Here is a 15,881-nt window from a genome sequence, read left to right on the forward strand (position 1 = left end):
CCCCCACCAGCCAGTCGTCGACGGTGACCAGGGCGGCGCGGGCCAGCTCGGGCTGGCCGTCGATCTCGCCGGAGGCGACCACCTGCATCCGACCCGTACCGCCCTGGGTGAAGCGGCCGAGCAGCCGCGGGGTGAGGCGCACGGGCGCCTGCGGGCGGACCTGGGCCGCGGTCCGGTCGATGTGGTCGCGCCAGTCCAGGGCGCCCGGGCCCCGGTCGGCGGGGGCCAGGAGGTAGGTCTGCTCGATGCGGCAGCCGCACGAGGTCAGGGTGAGCGTCTCCTCGGCGGTGTCGATGGAGACCGCCGTCTCCAGATCGCCGTCCAGGCCGGCCAGGCGGCGGGCGTCGGCGAGCAGCCGGTCGGCCTCGGGTCCGTCCAGGACCGCGGTGGCCTGGGCGCCGTAGGTGGTGGCGTCGGCGCGGGCGGCCGCCAGGGTGTAGCGGTCGGTGCCGATGGCGAGGAGGGCGCCGGGGGCGATCTCCAGCCGGACGGCGTCCAGGTCGAGGTCGCGGTGGCCGGCCCGGTGGGCGTCGGCCGCGGCCAGGGCGCGGGCCAGGTCGTGGGCGGTGGTGCGGATCAGGGTCACGGATTTCCTCCACAGGGTTCGAGAGGGCGGGCCGGGCGGCCCCTCCCGCACCCCGCCGCGCTGGCGGGGTGCGAGGGGCGCCTACCGGCGGAGGGCGGAGGCGGTCTGTCCGGGGGTGCGGGCCAGGGAGGCGATGGCCTCCAGGTCCCCGGCGGCCAGGGCGATGTGGCCCAGGCGGGCGTAGATCAGCACCCACACCGGCTCCAGGCCCGGCCGGGCCTGCCACTGCTCCTCCGGGATCGACCCGGCGGCGTAGGCGGCGGTGCGCTCGGCCAGCGCCTCGACCTCGGCCGCGGAGTACCAGGCCGCGCCGCGGGTCTCCCGGGAGTCGGGGGCCAGGATCCCGGTGACGGTCGCGGTGTAGACGGTCCAGCGGTGGCCGTGCTCGGCGGCGCCGTCGGGGAGGCGGCGCCGGCACCAGGTCGGGATCCAGACGTCGCGGACCGCCGTGGGTCGGACCGCCGTGGCGGTGAGGCCGACCTCCTCGGCCACTTCTTCTCGCACGACGTCCTCGGGGCCGGTCAGGCCGTCGTGGTCGGTGCCGGGGGCCAGGTCCCAGTGGCCGGCCACCGGGGCGATCCCGGCGGGGGCGGTGCCCCGGGTGATCATGAGCAGCCGACCCTCGGTGTCGGTGATGATCGCGCCGATGGTGCGCTGGTCGCAGACCTTGATCGTGGGCATGGCGGATGACCTCCTGGTCGGAGAGGGAGCTGGGGGTGTGGGGCCGGTCGGCTCCCTCCCGCCCCGCGGCGCTCTGCCGCGGGGCGAGGGGCAGCCGCCGGTCAGTCGCGGTCGTCGTCGTGGTCGTCCTGGTGGTCGTTGACCCAGTCGGTGCGGTTGTTGTCACCGATGTTGATCACTCCCTCGTTGGTGCTGTCCTCCGTCCGGTCGGCGGCGGCCTTGACGGCGTTGCGCATCTTCTTCGCGAAGCTGGCCATGGGGGTCTCCTCTCGTCGGGTCGGCCGTCCGGGGTGTCCGGTCGGTCCCCCCGCCCCGCCGCCGCGCGGTGGGGCAGAGGCACCGGCCGGGGTCAGCGCTCGGGTCCACCCGGGCCGTACAGCTCGGCGCGCCGGGCGGCGCGGGTGGCCCGGCGGGCCTGCCGCAGCAGCGCCTCGGCCTCACCCCGGGTGAGGCGGTACTCCTGCTCCAGCACCCGCAGCGCCGCCGCCCGCTCCATCCGCCGCCCGGCGGGGGTGAGCCGGACCCGCCCGCCGTCGACCTCGATCTGCAGGTGCTCGACGGCGCGGGCGGTGTCGCGCACCTTGGCCAGCGCCAGGGCCGCCTCCGCGGTGCGGCCCTCTGCCCCGTGCAGCACGGCCAGGTGGGTGCGGGCCTCGGCGTCGTCCATCCGGGCGGTGCCGGCTCCGGCGACCTGCCAGGGGTAGGCGGCGTCGGGGGTGTAGAGCAGGACGTCGGCCAGCTCGGCGGCGGTCTCGTGGACGGTGGGCATGGTGTGCTCCTCTCGGTGGGCGCGACTCAGGCCGCGGCGGTGACGGTGATGACGACGGAGGCGGCGAGCAGCAGCCCGCCCAGGGCCAGGCCCGCGACCGCCAGGCGCTGGGCGGCGTGCTTGCGCACCGCGATCCGGGAGAGCACCGCCACCCGCTCGGCCTGCCAGGTGGTGGGGTGGGCGCCGGCCAGCTCGCGCTGGACCTGGGCGGGGGTGAGGGTGGCGTAGTGGGGGACGCCGCCCCGGCCGCCGCGGCGGGGCCACATCGCCCCGGCGAGCACCACCAGGACCGCGGCCAGTACCGCGGCGGCGGTGCCCATGGTCCACAGCGCCGCCGTGGGGTAGGTGCCGTCGCCGTCGGCGAGACCCGACCCGGCGGCCATGACCGTGAGCAGCACGCCCGACATGGTGGCCAGCGTGGAGTTGACGGTGTCGGTGCGCTGCAGGACGGTCTGGGCGTCCTCGGCGGCCCTATCCAGCACCGTGGGGGCGGCCTGCTCGGCGGCGGGGACGGGGCGGCGGGGGCGGCGACCGAACATCCTGTCTGCCTCCTTCTCCTTTTTGAATCTTTGTTGCGAAACTTTGTTTCGCTCGAACTGGCTCGACCCTAGGCGGGCCTCACTCAAAATGTCAACACTGTTTCACAACTTTGTTTCTCAACATAGGTGTGAAACACTGGTGGCATGAGTGAGAGAGAGCAGGTCATCCCGCGCCTGCAGCAGCTGGCCGAGGAGCGCCGGCGGGCGCACGAGGCGCTGATGCAGGCCATCCGCGACGAGCTGGACGCCCGCGGCGGCAAGGGCCTGTCGGCCATCGCCCGCTCGGTCGGGTGGACGCCGCAGTACATCGGCAAGATCCGCGACGGCAAGGTCGGCCCCGGCCAGGGGTAGCCGCCCGCGCGGAGGGCCCGCAGGAGGATCCTGCGGGCCCTCCGCCGTGCGAGGGGTCAGGCGGCCCGGGAACCGCGGCGCATCCGGCGGCGCCGCTCCTTCGCGCGCTCGTCCTCGCCCAGCCCGCCCCAGGTGCCGTACTTCTCCGGGCGGGCGATCGCGTAGTCGAGGCAGTCGGTGCGCACCGGACACTGGGCGCAGACCTCCTTGGCCTTGCGCTCGCGGACCTCCCGCTCGACCCGGCGCTCGCCGGGCGGGCCGAAGAACAGCGTGATCGGTTCGTCTTTGCAGGCGGCGTGCTCCTGCCAGGCCCAGTCCCCGGCCAGGCGGGCGGTACCGCGGGGCTCGGGGCGCAGACGGCGGCTCATGGCGTCTCCTCTTCTGTCAGGGGGGCGGACTCGCCCCGGTCCCTCCGCCGCCCCGCCCATCCTGCGGGGCGGCGGAGGCGCCGGCCGGGTCAGAGCAGGTGGATGAGCACGTAGAAGATGGCGAAGGCGGAAGCGAGCCCGAGCGGAACCCCGATCAGGAGCAGAACCGCCAGTTCGACGGCGTCGCGCAGCACCTGGCGGGCGGTGGGCCGCGGCCGCCGGGGGACGGTGGTCGCGGCCAGGAAGGCGGCCGCCAGCTCCTCCACTACTTCGTGGGGTTCGGCGGGGCGGATGCGGTGGCGGCGGTTCGACACGGCCGGCTCCTTTCTCTACTGGGGTTCTCTACTGGGGTGCGGTGATCAGCTCGGCGGCGGCCAGGGCCAGGGCGATGCCGGCCAGCCCGCCGATGAGGGGGGCGGGCCCGGCGGTCTCCTCGGCCGCGGCGCGGGCGGAGCGGGTGTCGGCGGCGGCGATCAGCAGCAGGCAGGCCAGGCTGATCCCGCCGGCGGCGAGGGTGCGGGTGGTGTCGATGACGGCCCTCCAGTGACGGTGAGTGATGGTCGGCGGGTGTGCTGTTCCGGGGGCGGAACAGCAACGGCGGTGTGGGGGGTGCGCCGGGGCACCCCCAGGTCAAGAGGGGTGCGCCGAATCCGTTCCGGTCCGGCGTTCCGCCGGAACAGTGCAGGTCAGGGGCGGAACACGGCGTGTTCCGCCCCCGGAACGCGTTCCGCCCCGGAACGAGGGCTGTTCCGGGGCGGAACGCCCTCCTGTTCCCCCTCGCTTGACTACAGAGCGTCGCGAAGATCGTCGGGGACGACCGCTTCGCCGGCGAGGATCCGCTCGGCGGCGACCTCCAGCGCCTCCAGGTCGTAGCCGCGGGCCTTGGTCCCGTCGACGCGGAACGGTTTGGGAAGCGGCTCGACGTCGATCGTCCGCAGCAGCTCGCGGACCCGCTCGGGGGTGAGGCCGGCCTCGGCGGCGACCAGGTCGTAGTGGACCCGCTCGGCCTCGCCGCACAGCTCGATGGCCAGGACCAGCAGCCGGGGCAGGTCTCCGTCGTCGCCGTAGGCGCTGGCGATCTCCTCGAAGACCTCCTCCACCCCGCCGTCCGATTCCTCCCCGTGCTGCTCCTGGCCTTCCTCCCCGTGCTGCTCCTGGCCGCGGTTGCGGGCCTCCAGCTCCTCGCGCAGCCGACGGGCGCTCTCCTTGGCGCCGGCCAGGTCGATCTCGGCCAGCGGCCGCGCGACCACCTTCGGGACGTCCTCCTCCTGGTGCTGCTCGGGCGCGGCGGCGGGGGCCGGGACCGTGATGGCGGGGGCGGGGCCGCCCAGCCAGGTGGCCCGCTCCCACCGCTTCTCGTACACCCCCCGGGCCACCCCGATCGTGATGGCGTCCAGGGCGGGCCGCCACTGGTCGGTGGCCTCGGCCACGGCGTAGGAGTCGTTGGGCTTGACCAGGTGGCCCCGCATCAGCCGGGGGGCGGCCGGCACGGTCTGCAGCAGCCCGTAGCCGGGCTCGGGCAGCTCGTCGGCCTTGGGCAGCCCGGTGGAGTAGCCGTAGAGCCTCTGCAGCTCCGACTCCTCGTTGACCCTCAGCGCGATCCGCACGCTGGCCTGGGCGATCAGCGGCTTGGGCAGCTGCTCGCCTGCGGCCGAGACGGCGCGCAGCGAGCAGGTGGTCTGCCGGATCGAGGCGCCGCGGGACCGGTTGGACAGCTCCACCAGCTTGTTCTTGACCTTGGCGGGCAGGTCGGCGGCCTCGTCGGCGACCACGTGCAGGTGCGGTACCTCCGGGCTGGCGGGGACCTTGTCGTCGTTGACCTGGGCCATCAGCTCGGCATAGCCCGAGGAGCGCACCCCGATGGCGGCGATGAGGAAGTCCAGCATCAGCAGCGCCTCCTTCTCGGTGGTGGCCACCCAGTCGATCGCCGGCCGGGCCGCCTTTCCCTCCAGCCACGGCTGCAGGAAGGGCCTGAAGCACTTGCCCCCGTTGAAGTCGATGCCGAAGACCATGACGTCCCGGCAGCGGAGCAGCTGGCGGATGAGCAGGGAGAGGTGGGCGGACTTCCCCGACCCGGTCGCCCCGATCAGCAGGCTGTTGGCCCACTTCAGGTTGACGGTGCCCAGCGAGCCGTCGCGGTGCATGCAGGTCGGCAGGTCGTCATAGATGCTCATGGGCGAGTAGTCGTCGCCGGCCGGGATCTCCTCGGCCAGCGCATCCAGAGTGCTGACCAGGAGCAGGACCTTGCGGCGGGACCCGTGGGAGGCGACCTCCACCCCGCACCCGTCGGGCAGGTCGGCGTCACTGGCCAGGGCCTCGGCGGCGCGGGCGACGGTGCGCCAGGACGACGACCCGGCCGGCAGCTCCACCACGATGCTCAGGCCGGTCTTGCGGGTGGCGCCGGGGGTGCGGGGGTCGGGCATCTCCCACTCCACCAGGTCGGTGACCCGCGCCCCGGGCCTGGGGACGCGGCACACCCGGTTGATGCGCGACTCCCACTCCCCGGCCAGGCCCGCCCGCCGCCGGACCTCGCCTTCGGCCGCCTGGCGGTCCTCCCGGGCGATCTCATAGGAGCGGGAGACCGGCTGAAAGACGCTGGCGGCGACGGTGCCGGCGCCCAGGGCGGCCATGGTGGCCACCTCCCACGGGCCGCCGGTGGCCAGGGCGTAGGAGCACCACCCGGCGAACCCCGCCCACCGCACCCCGCGGAACACCCGGGAGAACAGGGGCTGGTCGCCGCGGACGGCCGACGCGGTGGCGCCGATGGCCCCGGCCCCGGCCGCCCACAGCGGATCGAGCGCCACCTCGGGCAGCGAACCGACCGCGGCGACGGCCATCGCGGCGGAGGCCGCGTTGACGGCGCCGACGACGGGGCCCTGCTCGTGCGACCAGTTCACCCTGGACTGCTTCTTCTTGGAGGTCTTCTTCGGCTTCGGCGCGGCATCGGCGGCGGCGGTGGTGGTGCTCATCGGGTCCTCCCAGGTCATCGGTGCGAGTCGGTGAAACAGGGGGGGCGGGGCCCGGCCGGGCCCCGCCCCTTACTCCACGGGCGGTCAGTCGTCCTGCTGGGTGACGTCCCACTTCTCCTCGCCCGCCCTCGGGCTCTCCAGGCGCTCCAGCTCGCGCTCGTGGGCCGCCCGGTACAGCCCCGGAAGCTCCTCGGCGACGTCTGCCGCGCCCTGGGCGGCCTCGGCGATCGTGCCGAGGTAGTCGAGCACCGCCTTGTCGACCGGCATTTCCTCTTCGTTGACCTGCGCCATCTGCGCCACGCCCCGGGACAGCTCCGAGAGCACGCCGCTGATCTCGCCCAGGCCCTCCTCGTACTCGCGCATCCCCATCCCGGAGAACTCTCCGATGGCCTGCCGCAGCTCCTCGGCGGCGTCCCTGATGCGCTGGACCTGTGTGGACACGGGCTTCTCCTCAGTGCTTCCGATGGTGATGGACAGCAGGCCGCGGCCGATCGCGGCGATCGGCCCGCCCTGCGGGGACGGGGCGGATGTGCCGATGACGCGGCCGGTCAGCGTCCGGGGCTCGGCGTGGCGGCGGCGGGCGCCGAATCCGGCGATGGCGGCGGCGGCCAGGGCGAGCTGGGCGCCGCGCATGGACCCATAGCGCGGCTCCGACCTGACCCGGCGGGTCATCCGCTCCCACAGCCCGCCGACGACGCGCCCGGCCCAGGAGCGCACCCGGTAGCCGACCGCGCGGGCCTGCATGGCCCAGACCCGGCGGCGCATGTAGGAGGCGACGCGGACCCGCTGAGGGCGGGTGGCGCGCCAGGCCCGGCGCACCCCCGAGCGGGTGCGGCGCACGGGGTGGGACTCCCAGGCCCGCCGCGCGGCGCGCCCGGCGGCCCGGGGCAGGCGCGGGACGCGCACCCGCGGCCGGAACCCGCCCGCCTTGGGCAGGCGCGGCTTGGGGATGGTCGGCAGCCCCGGCGTGCGGCCCCGGCCGCTGCCGGTCCCGCCCGCCGGGCGGGTGCGGCCGAGCAGGCCCCGCACCCCCCGCCCGCCCAGCCCCGGGGCGCCGGTGGAGGGGCGGGCGTGGCGGCCCCGCCCCCCGCCGGACCCGGTGCCGGCGCGCGGAGCCGACCGGGCCCCGGCGCCCCCTCCGGGCCGCCCGCCCCCGCCGAAGCGTCCGGACCCGCCACTGCGGGGTGGCAGCCCGCCCCACCCGGTGGAGGCCGACGGCCCGCCCCTGCGGCGGGGTGCCCCGGCCCCGGACCGGCGCGGCCCCGCAGACCCGGCGCCGCCCCCGCCGAAGCGGCGGGACCCACTACCCGGGCCGCGCCCGGACCGGGCGGCGCCGCCGGGACCGGAGCCCTTCGCGCCCCGGCCGAAAGCGCCCTTGCCGGAGGCCGCACCGGCCCCGCGGCCGGCCGCTCCCGGGCCTGCGCCCTTGCGGCCCATACCTGCGGCGGCCCTTCCGGCGCCGGGTCGGCCCGCTGCGCTCTTCCCGCCCGCTCCGAGGCGGCCCAGCAGCCCGCGCCGCCCGCCCCCCGCGGCCGCACCCCCCGCGGTGCGGGTGGCGGCGCCGCCCTTGCGGATCATCTCCCGGCGCTGGGCGGCCCTGCGGCGGCGGGCGTAGGCCGCGGCCGCCGCCCCGGCGCCCAGGGCCCCGGCGGCGGCCAGGCCCAGCGGCCCGCCCACCGCCCACGCCCCGGCGCCGATCGTGGTGGCGGTGGAGGCGCCGATCTCCAGCAGCGGCGGCAGCGGCGGCGGGCCGCCGTCGTCCCCCTCCCGGGGGGCGGGGACGGCGGGCGCGCCGTCCGCGGCCGCCGCCCCGCCGGCCGGGGGCGCCTGGGTCTCGGCCGGGCCCGGGGGCCGCTCGGCGACCCCGCCCGGCACGTCGTCGGTCGTGGTGTCGATGTCGGTGGTCATCACGTGCACCTCCAGCGCACGAGCAGGGCCCGGCCGCGCCGGCGGGGCGGCCGGGCCCCGGGGTGGTCGGGGCGTCTCAGAGCAACCCGTCCAGGGCCGGGGTGATGGCGGTGGTGAACCGGCCCAGCGAGTCGGCGCCGTCGGTGATCAGGCCGACCGCCCCGATGATCAGGCCCGCCACACTTTCGGGAGCGCGCAGGAACCACAGGATGAGCACGGCGGCGATGCACAGCGGGATGAGGCGGGCGAAGAATCCGCGGATCATGTCTGACTCCTTCTCGAGAACGGGGCGGGCCCCGCAGGGGGTTCTTGCTGGTCACATGCCGGGCAGCGCCATCTGGTGCGCGCACACCGGGCAGGCGTCCCACCAGGTCGTGCGGTGGGACCGGAGGTCCCGGCACCGCTCGCTCTGGGGCGGGGCCACCGACTGCAGGTGCTCCTCGCGGTCGGCCTCGGCGGCCCGCTTCCCGGGCCGGCCGGGGCGGTGCGGGCCCTGCAGGCCGCAGGTGCAGCGCACCCGCCAGGCCGACGTCCACCCGTCGGCCAGCCGCACCTCCTCCTCGTGGAGCAGGCGGGGCCGGTGCCGGCGGGCCGGGGCCGCGCCCGGCCCCTGCTCATCGGCGGTGCTCATCGGGGATCTCCTTCCTCCGGGGCCGGGCGTGATCAATCGGTCAGGGCAGCAGTGAGAGGCCCTCCTTCCGGGGGTGGTGTCGGGCAGGGGCGGTGGCGTGCGCCGCCGGTGCGTGGGCAGATCGTGCCGCTTCGTCTTCCGGGAGTGCAGCGCCTGGATCCGGGTGGCGGGGACACCGCCCCCCACGCCTCGGCGGGGGCGGTGTGCTCGCCCACGGATCCCCCCGGGGCCCTCCTCGGCGGGCCCCCGGGGTACCGGGGTGGGTCAGTCCAGCAGGCCGTCGCGCTTGAGCGCCTTGATGTGGCTGCGGACGGTCTCGTAGTTGATGCCGGTGCGCGCCGAGACCTCGCGCGGCCCGGCCGCCGGGGTCTCCTGCAGCACCGCCAGGATCCGGGCCCGGTTCTCCTCCTTGCGGCGGGTGCGGGCCAGGTGGTGCGGCCCGCGCTGTTTCGGCAGCTCAGGCCCAGTTTCACCGGTCTCACCGGCCCGCACCGGGCCGAGACGCTGTTCGTGCAGGTCGGGCCCAGTTTCACCGGTCTCACCGGCCCGCGCCTGGGCCAGCGCCGCCCCGAACCCCATCGGGGGCTCCTCCGGGCCGCCGGGCAGGGCCTCCAGGGCGGACAGGTCGTCGGGCACCGCGGCCTGCGGGCGCGGGGCCTGCAGCGGCGCCGACAGCCGCAGCCGGTCCTCCAGCTCCGAGCGGCGCAGCTGGATCTGGGCGCTGGCCTCGACCGTGGCCATCTGCACCTGCGCATCGCGCTCGATCTCAGCGAGCCGCTTGGCCTGGGCTGCCATCGCCTCGGCCTCGGCCACCTTGATCTCCCGCTGGGCGCGGGCCTCGATGTAGGCGGCCTGCCGATCCAGGCCGGCCAGCTCCTCCTGCTGCTCCTCGGTCAGCTCCGAGGAGAGCCGCGCCGCCCGCTCGGCCTCTTCCTCCGCCCGCCGGCGCTCCTCCGCCGCCGCCGCGGCCTCGGCGCGCTCGGCCTCCTCGGCTGCTTCGACCGCGGCCCGCTCCTGCTCGGCCAGGCGCTTGTGGTGCGCGGCCAACGCGAGCCCCCACAGGCCCTTGGCGGCCAGCGGGATCACTGCCATCAGCGCCAGCGCCGGGGTGATCTCCCAGGAGTGCACGCCGATCGCCGCGGCGGCCGCCCCGGCGATCAGCCACGAGGCCGCCTGCGCGCCGCGGGCCGCCGACGGCGCCACCCACGCGATCATGATCGCGCCGACCAGCGCGACGTCCAGCGCGATTCCGGCGGCCAGGCCGACGACCAGCGGCGCCGGGATCATGTCCGACACCGACCAGGCCGTCCACACCAGGGACAGCGCGGAGGGCACCGCGGCCGCGACCAGCATGGTCCGGGGCGACCCCACCGCCCTGCTCGGCGCCGCCCCGGCGCCCGGCTCCTCCTGGTCCTTCTTCTCGATCGGCTCAGTCATTGCGCTCTCCCTTCTCCGTGGTGCTGTCGGCGGGCAGGACCACGAGGGCCCCGTGGCGGTGGATCCGATGCAGCGCCCCGCCGGAGGCGACCAGCAGCACCTCGTCGTCCTCGCGCTCCAGCCGCCCGGTGATCAGGTGCTCCAGGCCGCCGTCGCGGCGGCGGGCCACCGTCACCTCGCGGCGGCCGGCCATGATGTCGATCAGCGTGCGCAGCCCCATCAGGCCACCTCCTCGCCCACTCCGGCCTGCTCCTCGGCGGGCTCCTCCAGCAGGACCAGGCGGGCCTCCGCCCGCTCCTCGGCCAGGGCACGGGCCAGCCACGGCACCTCCGCCGCGGCGGCCTCCAGCTCGCGCGCCCGGCGGGCGCTCATCACGGTGATCACTGCTCCCCCTCCTCCGGGGCCGGGTGCTCCTCGTCCTTCGGCTCGGGGGGCCGGGCCGGGGCACCCTTGCGCCGCTGCGCCGACGCGACCACCTCATCGACCAGCCAGTCGGTGAGGTCCCAGTCCTCGTGCTCGCGGCTCATACCGCCACCTCCCGCCGGTGGCCGTCGCCGACCTGATACTCCGCGGCCAGCAGGCCGCGCACCTGCTCCTCGGCCTGCTCCAGCGCCCCGGCCAGCTCCTCGCGGCCGTCGTGCTCCTCGGCCAGCGCCGCGCCGACGAGCAGCGCGATGTGGACCCAGCACCACTGGTCCACGCGCCGCGGGGCCGGGGCCGGGGGCGGGGCCGCCAGGGCGGCCAGGTCGTCGGCGCGCTCCTCGGCCTCGTCCACCGCCTGGCGCAGCCGGGCCACCTGGCCGCGCGCGGCCTGGAGCCGGTCGAGCAGGTCGGCGGTGCTCGCGTGGTGGTCGGTGCGGACCGCGGCCAGCTCCGCGCGCATCCGCTCCAGGTCGGCCTCGGTCCGCTCCAGCGCCTCCAGGCGCCGGGCACTGATCAGCCGGATCATCGGGTCGCCTCCTCGGCGTCGTAGGGCAGGTCATCGACCAGGTCGTCGGGGGCGAGCCAGGGCCACAGGCCCAGCGCCGCGCCCAGATCGGCGTAGGCGATCGGCACCGCGGCACCGAGCACCACCAGGACGGCGGGGTGGATCAGCAGCGCGGCCGCCGCGCCGACCGCCAGGACGGCGGCAGCGAACACGCAGGTGTAGGTCGTCGGGGTCATCGCCGCACCCCCCGCTCACGGAGCCGGGACAGGGCGGCGCGGACCTCGCGCGGCGAGGGGCCGGCCACGCCCCACACCGAGGCGACGAGCAGGCCCAGGGCCAGCACCGGCAGGACGATCCCCATCACCGCCTCCTCACGCGCAGCTGGGTGGCGGCGGGGTAGAGCAGGCGGCGGGGCGACCCGGCGCCGATGTCGATGGGCACGATGACCATCGAGGACCGGCCCGGGGGGTGGGTGACGAGCGGGTCGCCGACGACGCGGCCCCACCCGCCGGTGCAGGTGAGCACGACGTCGCCGGGGCGCAGGTGGTCGGGGTGCTGCCAGGTCTCAGCGGTCATGCGGCCCACCCCCGGATGACGTCGTCGGGGACCAGGCCCTCGGTGATCTCGGCCAGGCGGTCGTCCATCACGTCGGTGGCCGCGGCCCACCGGGCCGCCTGCTCCTGGGCGGTCTCACCGTCCAGGCGGCCGGTCCGGTAGAGGTCGTGGGCGTCGGTGATGCCGAGCAGCGCCAGGACCTCGGGGCCGGGGTCGGGGGCGACCGGCCAGACCGGAGCGGGGGCGTCGGCGGCGGACGGCCGGATCTGAGCGGTCATGCGGCCGCCACCCCCTCGCCCGCGCCGGGGGCGGCCAGGGCGGGGGCGGTCGCGCGGTGCAGCGCCACCTCGACGGCGGCATCGGCGGCGCTGGGCCGCACGATCTCCCACCCGCACACGCAGGCGGTGAGCACCCCGACCTCGCGGCCGGAGTCGTGGATCGGCAGGTGCGCGACCCGGTGGGCGGGGTCGGCCAGGCCCTCGGCGATCTCAAGGGCCCGCTCCAGCGGGGTCGCGTCGGCCGGCTTCTCGGGCACAATGAACAGCGGCATCGCAATTCCTCTCGTCAGGGTGGGTTTCGGTGTCCCGGCCCGCCGGGGATTGCGCCCCCGGCGGGCCCTCGTCAGTCTTCGTCGGTCTCAGACGGCGTAGTCGAGCGCCGCCCGCCGGGAGTCCTCCTCTGCGAGGGCCTCGGCCAGCACCTCCTCGGCGTCGGCCTCGGTGAGGCCGTAGCGGGCCTGCAGGTGCTCGACGGCGTCGTCCCGGTACCCCCACGGCTCCTGCTCGACCCGCCACTCCGGCTGCTCGCCGGCGTCGTGGTTGCAGACCACCGTCGGGGTCTCGAACTCGGTTGCGGGCAGCGCCATGATGGCCTGGGCCCGCAGGGCCGCGGAGGCACCGCGCTCGCTGTTGGTGGTCAGGGCGTGGGTGACCCACCGGGCGGCGGCCCGCCCGCGCCGCTCTTCCAGCAGCCCCCGCTCCAGCCGCAGCCGCGCGGTCTCGGCCCGCAGGGCCTCGACCGTGATCCGGTCGGTCTCGGCGGCGGCCTGCAGGGCCTCGACGCGGGCCTGCAGGCAGGCCACGTCGCTGCGCGCCCGGGCGGCCTCGGCCGCGGCGTCGTCCCGCTCCTCCTCCAGGTCGATGACCATCTCTCCCAGGGCCTCGATGCGGTCCTCGGCGTTGCGCAAAGACCTCGACTTGATGAACATGGGCGTCTCCTCTCAACAGCGGGTTCCTTGGCGGTGTAGATCAGCGCCCTCAGGCGGCCTGGTCGAAGGCGTCGGCGACCAGGGAGGCCACGGCGCGCACCACGCGGGTGCCGGCCGGGGCGTCCGCCCAGTACCGGACCTCGGCCTCGGCCCGCGCCGGGCTCCAGCCGCGGATGAGGGCCAGGTCGGCGGCGTAGCCGCGGACCAGGTCGTCGGCGTCCAGGTCCTCGATGCCGTCGGCGGCGGTGACGGGCTCGCGGGCCGCCCCGGTCACCTCGCCGTCCTCGGCGGCGTCCTCTTCGGTGGCGCGGGTCTCAGGGGTGTCGGTGACCAGGCCGTGGGAGTCCTCGGCGTAGATCGTGGTGGAGGGGTCGTAGGTCGCGTGCGGGTTGGTGACCTCGGGGACCGGCGCGTCGAAGTCGCTGGTGTGGCCCCACATCACGTCCGCCGCCCGCCGGCCGGTGACCCGCTCGACGGCCTGGGCGATTCCCCAGTCGGAGGCGGAGGTGCCGCCGCCGGCCAGCACCCGGAGGACAGCGGTCCGGCCGGCGCCGGAGATCTCCATGACCCGCTCGATCAGCATCCCGTCCTCCTGTCCGTGTCGTCGCGACGGCTTTCCGCGACATCGATAGTCCAGCACTACCGGTAGTGTTTTGTCAACAGTGCCGGTAGTGTTAGGCCAACTTTCGCGAGCAATGACGGTAGTTATAGGGTGGTTGCATGGCAGCTCAGTACCGAGAGATCGCAGATGACCTGCGACGACGGATCGATGGTGGGGAATACGCCCCCGGGACGACCCTCCCGACCTACGAGGACCTGACGCACCAGTACGGCGTGGGGAGCGGCGTCATCCGCCAGGCGCTCGACATCCTCAAGCAGGAAGGGCTGGTGAGCGTGGTGAAGCGGCGGGGCATCACGGTGCGCGAGCGCGGGGCTCGCCGACGGATAGAGCGTGGCTCGCTGGTCACCCGTGATCCGGCGAGGGGGTACATCTTCCCCGCGGCGGCCCGTCCCGACGAGCCCTGGCAGGCTCATGGACGCCCGACCCGGTCCACAGAGCCGATCCCGGCCGGCCCTGCCGAGCTGCTGGGCATCGAGGTCGGTACGGACGTGCTCCGCCGCCGTCGAGTCACCAGCCCGGTTGGAGAGCCGCCGTTCCAGCTCGTGGACACCTGGATCTCCCCGACGGGGGTGGCCGACGCGCCTCAGGTGGCCGACGCGCACACCGGTCAGGGGGGCTATCTCGACCGTCTGGAGGAGGCTGGCCACGGCCCCATCTCCTGGACCGAGCGCACACGGGTACGTATGCCCACGGCGGAAGAGGCGCGCCTGGTGGAGATGCCGGACACCATGCCGGTGATGGAGGTCTGCCGGGTCGGCGTCTCGGCCAAGACCGGGGCCCCCATCGAGGCCACCGTGTGCGTCATCCCGGGTGACCGCGTCGAGGTGGTGGCGAAGCTCCGGCGCGCGAAATCGGCTCAGTGGACGTCGTAGACCCGTTTTGATCATGCCCTAAACGTGCCGATGTCCCGGCGAGTAGCACGAGACACAGCAGGGGGGCACCTACGTGTTCCCCAAATGTCCCTAGACACGACGCACCACTGGTCAGGAGCGTGAGACGTATGACGACGACGCAGCCGGCCTGGGCACGACGGATGAAGCGCGAGAGAGCCCTACGGGGGTGGACGCAGAAGGAGTGCGTGCGCCGTCTCCGCTTCGAGGCGCCGAGGGAGCTGCCCGACGACGACACCCTGCTCACGAACTGGAAGCGCTGGGAGTCCGGGCGCGTACATCCCGACCTGGAATATCAGCGCGTGATCGCCTCGATGTTCGGGACCGTCAGCGCCGCGATGTTCGCCGACCCCCGGTCCCCCCATGCGGTGCTCACGAGTGCAGTCGGCGATGCCGACACTCCTGGGCTGCTCGCTCGTATCCGTGCGTCCGCCGTCGACCGAGCCACGCTGGAGGCCATGCGGCTCACCGTCGATCGGCTGTGCGCGGACTACCCCTCGGTCCCATCCCATCAGCTCCTGATCGAGGCTCGCGGCTGGCTGGGCCGCGTCGGTGACTTGCTGGAGCATCGGGTCACACTGGAGCAGCACCGGGAACTCCTGTCCATCTCCGGCACGCTCGCCCTGCTCGTGGGATGCCTGGAAATGGACGCTGGCGCGAGCACTAGAGCAGAGGCCACTCGCCGTTCTGCCCTAGAGCTGGGCACAGAGGCCGACGACCGCGACGTCATCGGCTGGAGCCACGAGATGACCGCCTGGTTCGCCCTGACCCGCGGCGACTACGCTGCGGTCCTCCGCGCCGTCGAGGCCGGCACCGAAGCGGCAGGGAACCGCGGGGTCTCCGTACAGCTGCACGCCCAGGCTGCGAAGGCCTGGTCCCGCATCGGCGACCGGGGAAAGGTCGAGGTCTCCCTCGACCGCGGGCGAAGGCTCCTCGAAGGGCTCCCGGTTCCTGATGACCTGGACCACCACTTCAAGGTCGACCCCGCCAAGTTCGACTACTACGCCATGGACGTCTACCGGAAGGTTGGCGAGGATGGCCGCGCCGATGCGCTCGCCGACGAAGTGCTCTCCCGGGTCACCGACTGGTCGGGGCGGGTGATCGCCCCGATGCGAGCGGCCGAAGCGAACATCACGAAGGGGGTCGTCGCCGCGCGGGCGGACGACCTGGAGGGAGCGGTGACCTACGGGCAGATGGCGCTGGAGGGCGACCGGAAGTCTTTGCCCTCACTCCTGATGGTCTCCCAGGAGCTGGGCGAGACCCTGATCTCCCGGTATCCCCGCGAGTCCCTGACCAGAGAGTACGTAGACGAGCTACGGGAGCTCGGGGAGTCCACCTCCACCTGATCTCCCACTGCCCGGCCCCGTGGGGCCGGGCTCTCTTCGGGCCTTTGATGTGACAGGAGGGACCCCACGGCATGCCGACGCTCACCTCTGCACC

General features: G+C 75.0%; 27 protein-coding genes. 4 read left to right on the plus strand and 23 right to left on the minus strand.

Annotated elements, in window-relative coordinates; genetic code table 11:
* From D459_RS33155 to D459_RS33955, 5 genes are all read right to left on the minus strand, one after another.
* A partial coding sequence (locus tag D459_RS33155) for a hypothetical protein (RefSeq protein ID WP_040711516.1) occupies positions 1-586 on the minus strand: 586 nt, incomplete at its 3' end.
* A gap of 81 nt (positions 587-667) precedes the next feature.
* Positions 668-1,267 (minus strand): NUDIX domain-containing protein, encoded by a 600-nt coding sequence (locus D459_RS33950; RefSeq protein WP_017596408.1) that lies wholly within the window; start codon positions 1,265-1,267, stop codon positions 668-670.
* A gap of 101 nt (positions 1,268-1,368) precedes the next feature.
* Positions 1,369-1,524, minus strand: coding sequence for a hypothetical protein (locus tag D459_RS35995; protein ID WP_017596409.1), 156 nt, complete (start codon positions 1,522-1,524; stop codon positions 1,369-1,371).
* A gap of 92 nt (positions 1,525-1,616) precedes the next feature.
* Positions 1,617-2,036, minus strand: a complete 420-nt coding sequence (locus D459_RS0128540; protein WP_017596410.1) for a hypothetical protein — start codon at positions 2,034-2,036, stop codon at positions 1,617-1,619.
* 26 nt (positions 2,037-2,062) lie between these two features.
* Positions 2,063-2,575 carry a Pycsar system effector family protein gene (locus D459_RS33955; protein ID WP_017596411.1) on the minus strand — a complete coding sequence of 171 codons (513 nt, stop codon included), beginning with the start codon at positions 2,573-2,575 and terminating at the stop codon, positions 2,063-2,065.
* A gap of 144 nt (positions 2,576-2,719) precedes the next feature.
* On the opposite strand from D459_RS33955, the gene D459_RS0128550 reads away from it, so the two are divergent.
* Entirely contained in the window at positions 2,720-2,926 is a 207-nt protein-coding gene (locus D459_RS0128550) for a hypothetical protein (RefSeq protein ID WP_017596412.1), read from the plus strand.
* Between the two features lie 56 nt (positions 2,927-2,982).
* Here D459_RS0128550 and D459_RS0128555 read toward each other — a convergent pair whose 3' ends face one another.
* Together D459_RS0128555 and D459_RS0128560 are read right to left on the minus strand one after the other, a co-directional pair.
* Entirely contained in the window at positions 2,983-3,294 is a 312-nt protein-coding gene (locus tag D459_RS0128555; protein ID WP_017596413.1) for a WhiB family transcriptional regulator, read from the minus strand.
* Positions 3,295-3,383: 89 nt separating this feature from the next.
* Positions 3,384-3,608 carry a hypothetical protein gene (locus D459_RS0128560; RefSeq protein ID WP_017596414.1) on the minus strand — a complete coding sequence of 75 codons (225 nt, stop codon included), beginning with the start codon at positions 3,606-3,608 and terminating at the stop codon, positions 3,384-3,386.
* Between the two features lie 41 nt (positions 3,609-3,649).
* Here D459_RS0128560 and D459_RS0128565 point away from each other — a divergent pair, with 41 nt between their 5' ends.
* Entirely contained in the window at positions 3,650-3,841 is a 192-nt protein-coding gene (locus tag D459_RS0128565; RefSeq protein WP_017596415.1) for a hypothetical protein, read from the plus strand.
* A 238-nt stretch (positions 3,842-4,079) separates the two neighbouring features.
* On the opposite strand, the gene D459_RS0128570 is transcribed toward D459_RS0128565, so the two are convergent.
* The 16 genes from D459_RS0128570 to D459_RS0128645 form a co-directional block, all read right to left on the minus strand.
* A complete protein-coding gene (locus D459_RS0128570; RefSeq protein WP_026120844.1) occupies positions 4,080-6,263 on the minus strand; it encodes a type IV secretory system conjugative DNA transfer family protein in 2,184 nt (727 codons plus the stop codon).
* Between the two features lie 84 nt (positions 6,264-6,347).
* Complete coding sequence (locus tag D459_RS0128575; protein ID WP_026120845.1) at positions 6,348-8,171, minus strand: hypothetical protein; 1,824 nt, start codon at positions 8,169-8,171, stop codon at positions 6,348-6,350.
* Between the two features lie 76 nt (positions 8,172-8,247).
* The gene (locus D459_RS0128580; RefSeq protein WP_017596416.1) at positions 8,248-8,436 is read right to left on the minus strand and encodes a hypothetical protein; all 189 of its coding nucleotides are present in this window, start codon (positions 8,434-8,436) and stop codon (positions 8,248-8,250) included.
* A gap of 51 nt (positions 8,437-8,487) precedes the next feature.
* Positions 8,488-8,802, minus strand: coding sequence for a hypothetical protein (locus D459_RS0128585; RefSeq protein ID WP_017596417.1), 315 nt, complete (start codon positions 8,800-8,802; stop codon positions 8,488-8,490).
* Between the two features lie 264 nt (positions 8,803-9,066).
* Positions 9,067-10,239: a winged helix-turn-helix domain-containing protein gene (locus D459_RS37445; RefSeq protein ID WP_017596418.1), complete on the minus strand. Its 1,173-nt coding sequence runs from the start codon at positions 10,237-10,239 to the stop codon at positions 9,067-9,069.
* Positions 10,232-10,459 carry a hypothetical protein gene (locus D459_RS0128595; RefSeq protein WP_017596419.1) on the minus strand — a complete coding sequence of 76 codons (228 nt, stop codon included), beginning with the start codon at positions 10,457-10,459 and terminating at the stop codon, positions 10,232-10,234. Before D459_RS0128595 ends, D459_RS37445 begins: the two co-directional genes overlap by 8 nt.
* Positions 10,459-10,623, minus strand: coding sequence for a hypothetical protein (locus D459_RS36000; protein ID WP_017596420.1), 165 nt, complete (start codon positions 10,621-10,623; stop codon positions 10,459-10,461). Before D459_RS36000 ends, D459_RS0128595 begins: the two co-directional genes overlap by 1 nt.
* The gene (locus tag D459_RS36005) at positions 10,620-10,766 is read right to left on the minus strand and encodes a hypothetical protein (RefSeq protein ID WP_017596421.1); all 147 of its coding nucleotides are present in this window, start codon (positions 10,764-10,766) and stop codon (positions 10,620-10,622) included. The genes D459_RS36000 and D459_RS36005 overlap by 4 nt, the downstream gene beginning before the upstream one ends.
* Complete coding sequence (locus tag D459_RS0128610; protein WP_017596422.1) at positions 10,763-11,188, minus strand: hypothetical protein; 426 nt, start codon at positions 11,186-11,188, stop codon at positions 10,763-10,765. Before D459_RS0128610 ends, D459_RS36005 begins: the two co-directional genes overlap by 4 nt.
* Positions 11,185-11,403, minus strand: coding sequence for a hypothetical protein (locus D459_RS0128615; protein ID WP_017596423.1), 219 nt, complete (start codon positions 11,401-11,403; stop codon positions 11,185-11,187). The genes D459_RS0128610 and D459_RS0128615 overlap by 4 nt, the downstream gene beginning before the upstream one ends.
* Positions 11,400-11,528 carry a hypothetical protein gene (locus tag D459_RS37450; protein ID WP_017596424.1) on the minus strand — a complete coding sequence of 43 codons (129 nt, stop codon included), beginning with the start codon at positions 11,526-11,528 and terminating at the stop codon, positions 11,400-11,402. Before D459_RS37450 ends, D459_RS0128615 begins: the two co-directional genes overlap by 4 nt.
* Positions 11,528-11,743, minus strand: a complete 216-nt coding sequence (locus D459_RS0128625; protein WP_152523148.1) for a hypothetical protein — start codon at positions 11,741-11,743, stop codon at positions 11,528-11,530. Before D459_RS0128625 ends, D459_RS37450 begins: the two co-directional genes overlap by 1 nt.
* Positions 11,740-12,000: a hypothetical protein gene (locus tag D459_RS0128630; protein ID WP_017596426.1), complete on the minus strand. Its 261-nt coding sequence runs from the start codon at positions 11,998-12,000 to the stop codon at positions 11,740-11,742. The genes D459_RS0128625 and D459_RS0128630 overlap by 4 nt, the downstream gene beginning before the upstream one ends.
* The gene (locus D459_RS0128635; RefSeq protein WP_017596427.1) at positions 11,997-12,272 is read right to left on the minus strand and encodes a hypothetical protein; all 276 of its coding nucleotides are present in this window, start codon (positions 12,270-12,272) and stop codon (positions 11,997-11,999) included. Before D459_RS0128635 ends, D459_RS0128630 begins: the two co-directional genes overlap by 4 nt.
* A gap of 87 nt (positions 12,273-12,359) precedes the next feature.
* Complete coding sequence (locus D459_RS0128640; RefSeq protein ID WP_152523149.1) at positions 12,360-12,929, minus strand: hypothetical protein; 570 nt, start codon at positions 12,927-12,929, stop codon at positions 12,360-12,362.
* A 49-nt stretch (positions 12,930-12,978) separates the two neighbouring features.
* Positions 12,979-13,512, minus strand: coding sequence for a hypothetical protein (locus D459_RS0128645; RefSeq protein WP_017596429.1), 534 nt, complete (start codon positions 13,510-13,512; stop codon positions 12,979-12,981).
* A 137-nt stretch (positions 13,513-13,649) separates the two neighbouring features.
* On the opposite strand from D459_RS0128645, the gene D459_RS33175 reads away from it, so the two are divergent.
* Both D459_RS33175 and D459_RS0128655 read left to right on the plus strand, forming a co-directional pair.
* Positions 13,650-14,423 carry a GntR family transcriptional regulator gene (locus tag D459_RS33175; RefSeq protein WP_017596430.1) on the plus strand — a complete coding sequence of 258 codons (774 nt, stop codon included), beginning with the start codon at positions 13,650-13,652 and terminating at the stop codon, positions 14,421-14,423.
* A 128-nt stretch (positions 14,424-14,551) separates the two neighbouring features.
* Positions 14,552-15,787, plus strand: a complete 1,236-nt coding sequence (locus tag D459_RS0128655) for a hypothetical protein (protein WP_020380374.1) — start codon at positions 14,552-14,554, stop codon at positions 15,785-15,787.
* The last annotated feature ends 94 nt before the right edge of the window (positions 15,788-15,881 follow it).

Source organism: Nocardiopsis potens DSM 45234 (assembly GCF_000341105.1).
Classification (GTDB): Bacteria; Actinomycetota; Actinomycetes; order Streptosporangiales; family Streptosporangiaceae; genus Nocardiopsis_A; species Nocardiopsis_A potens.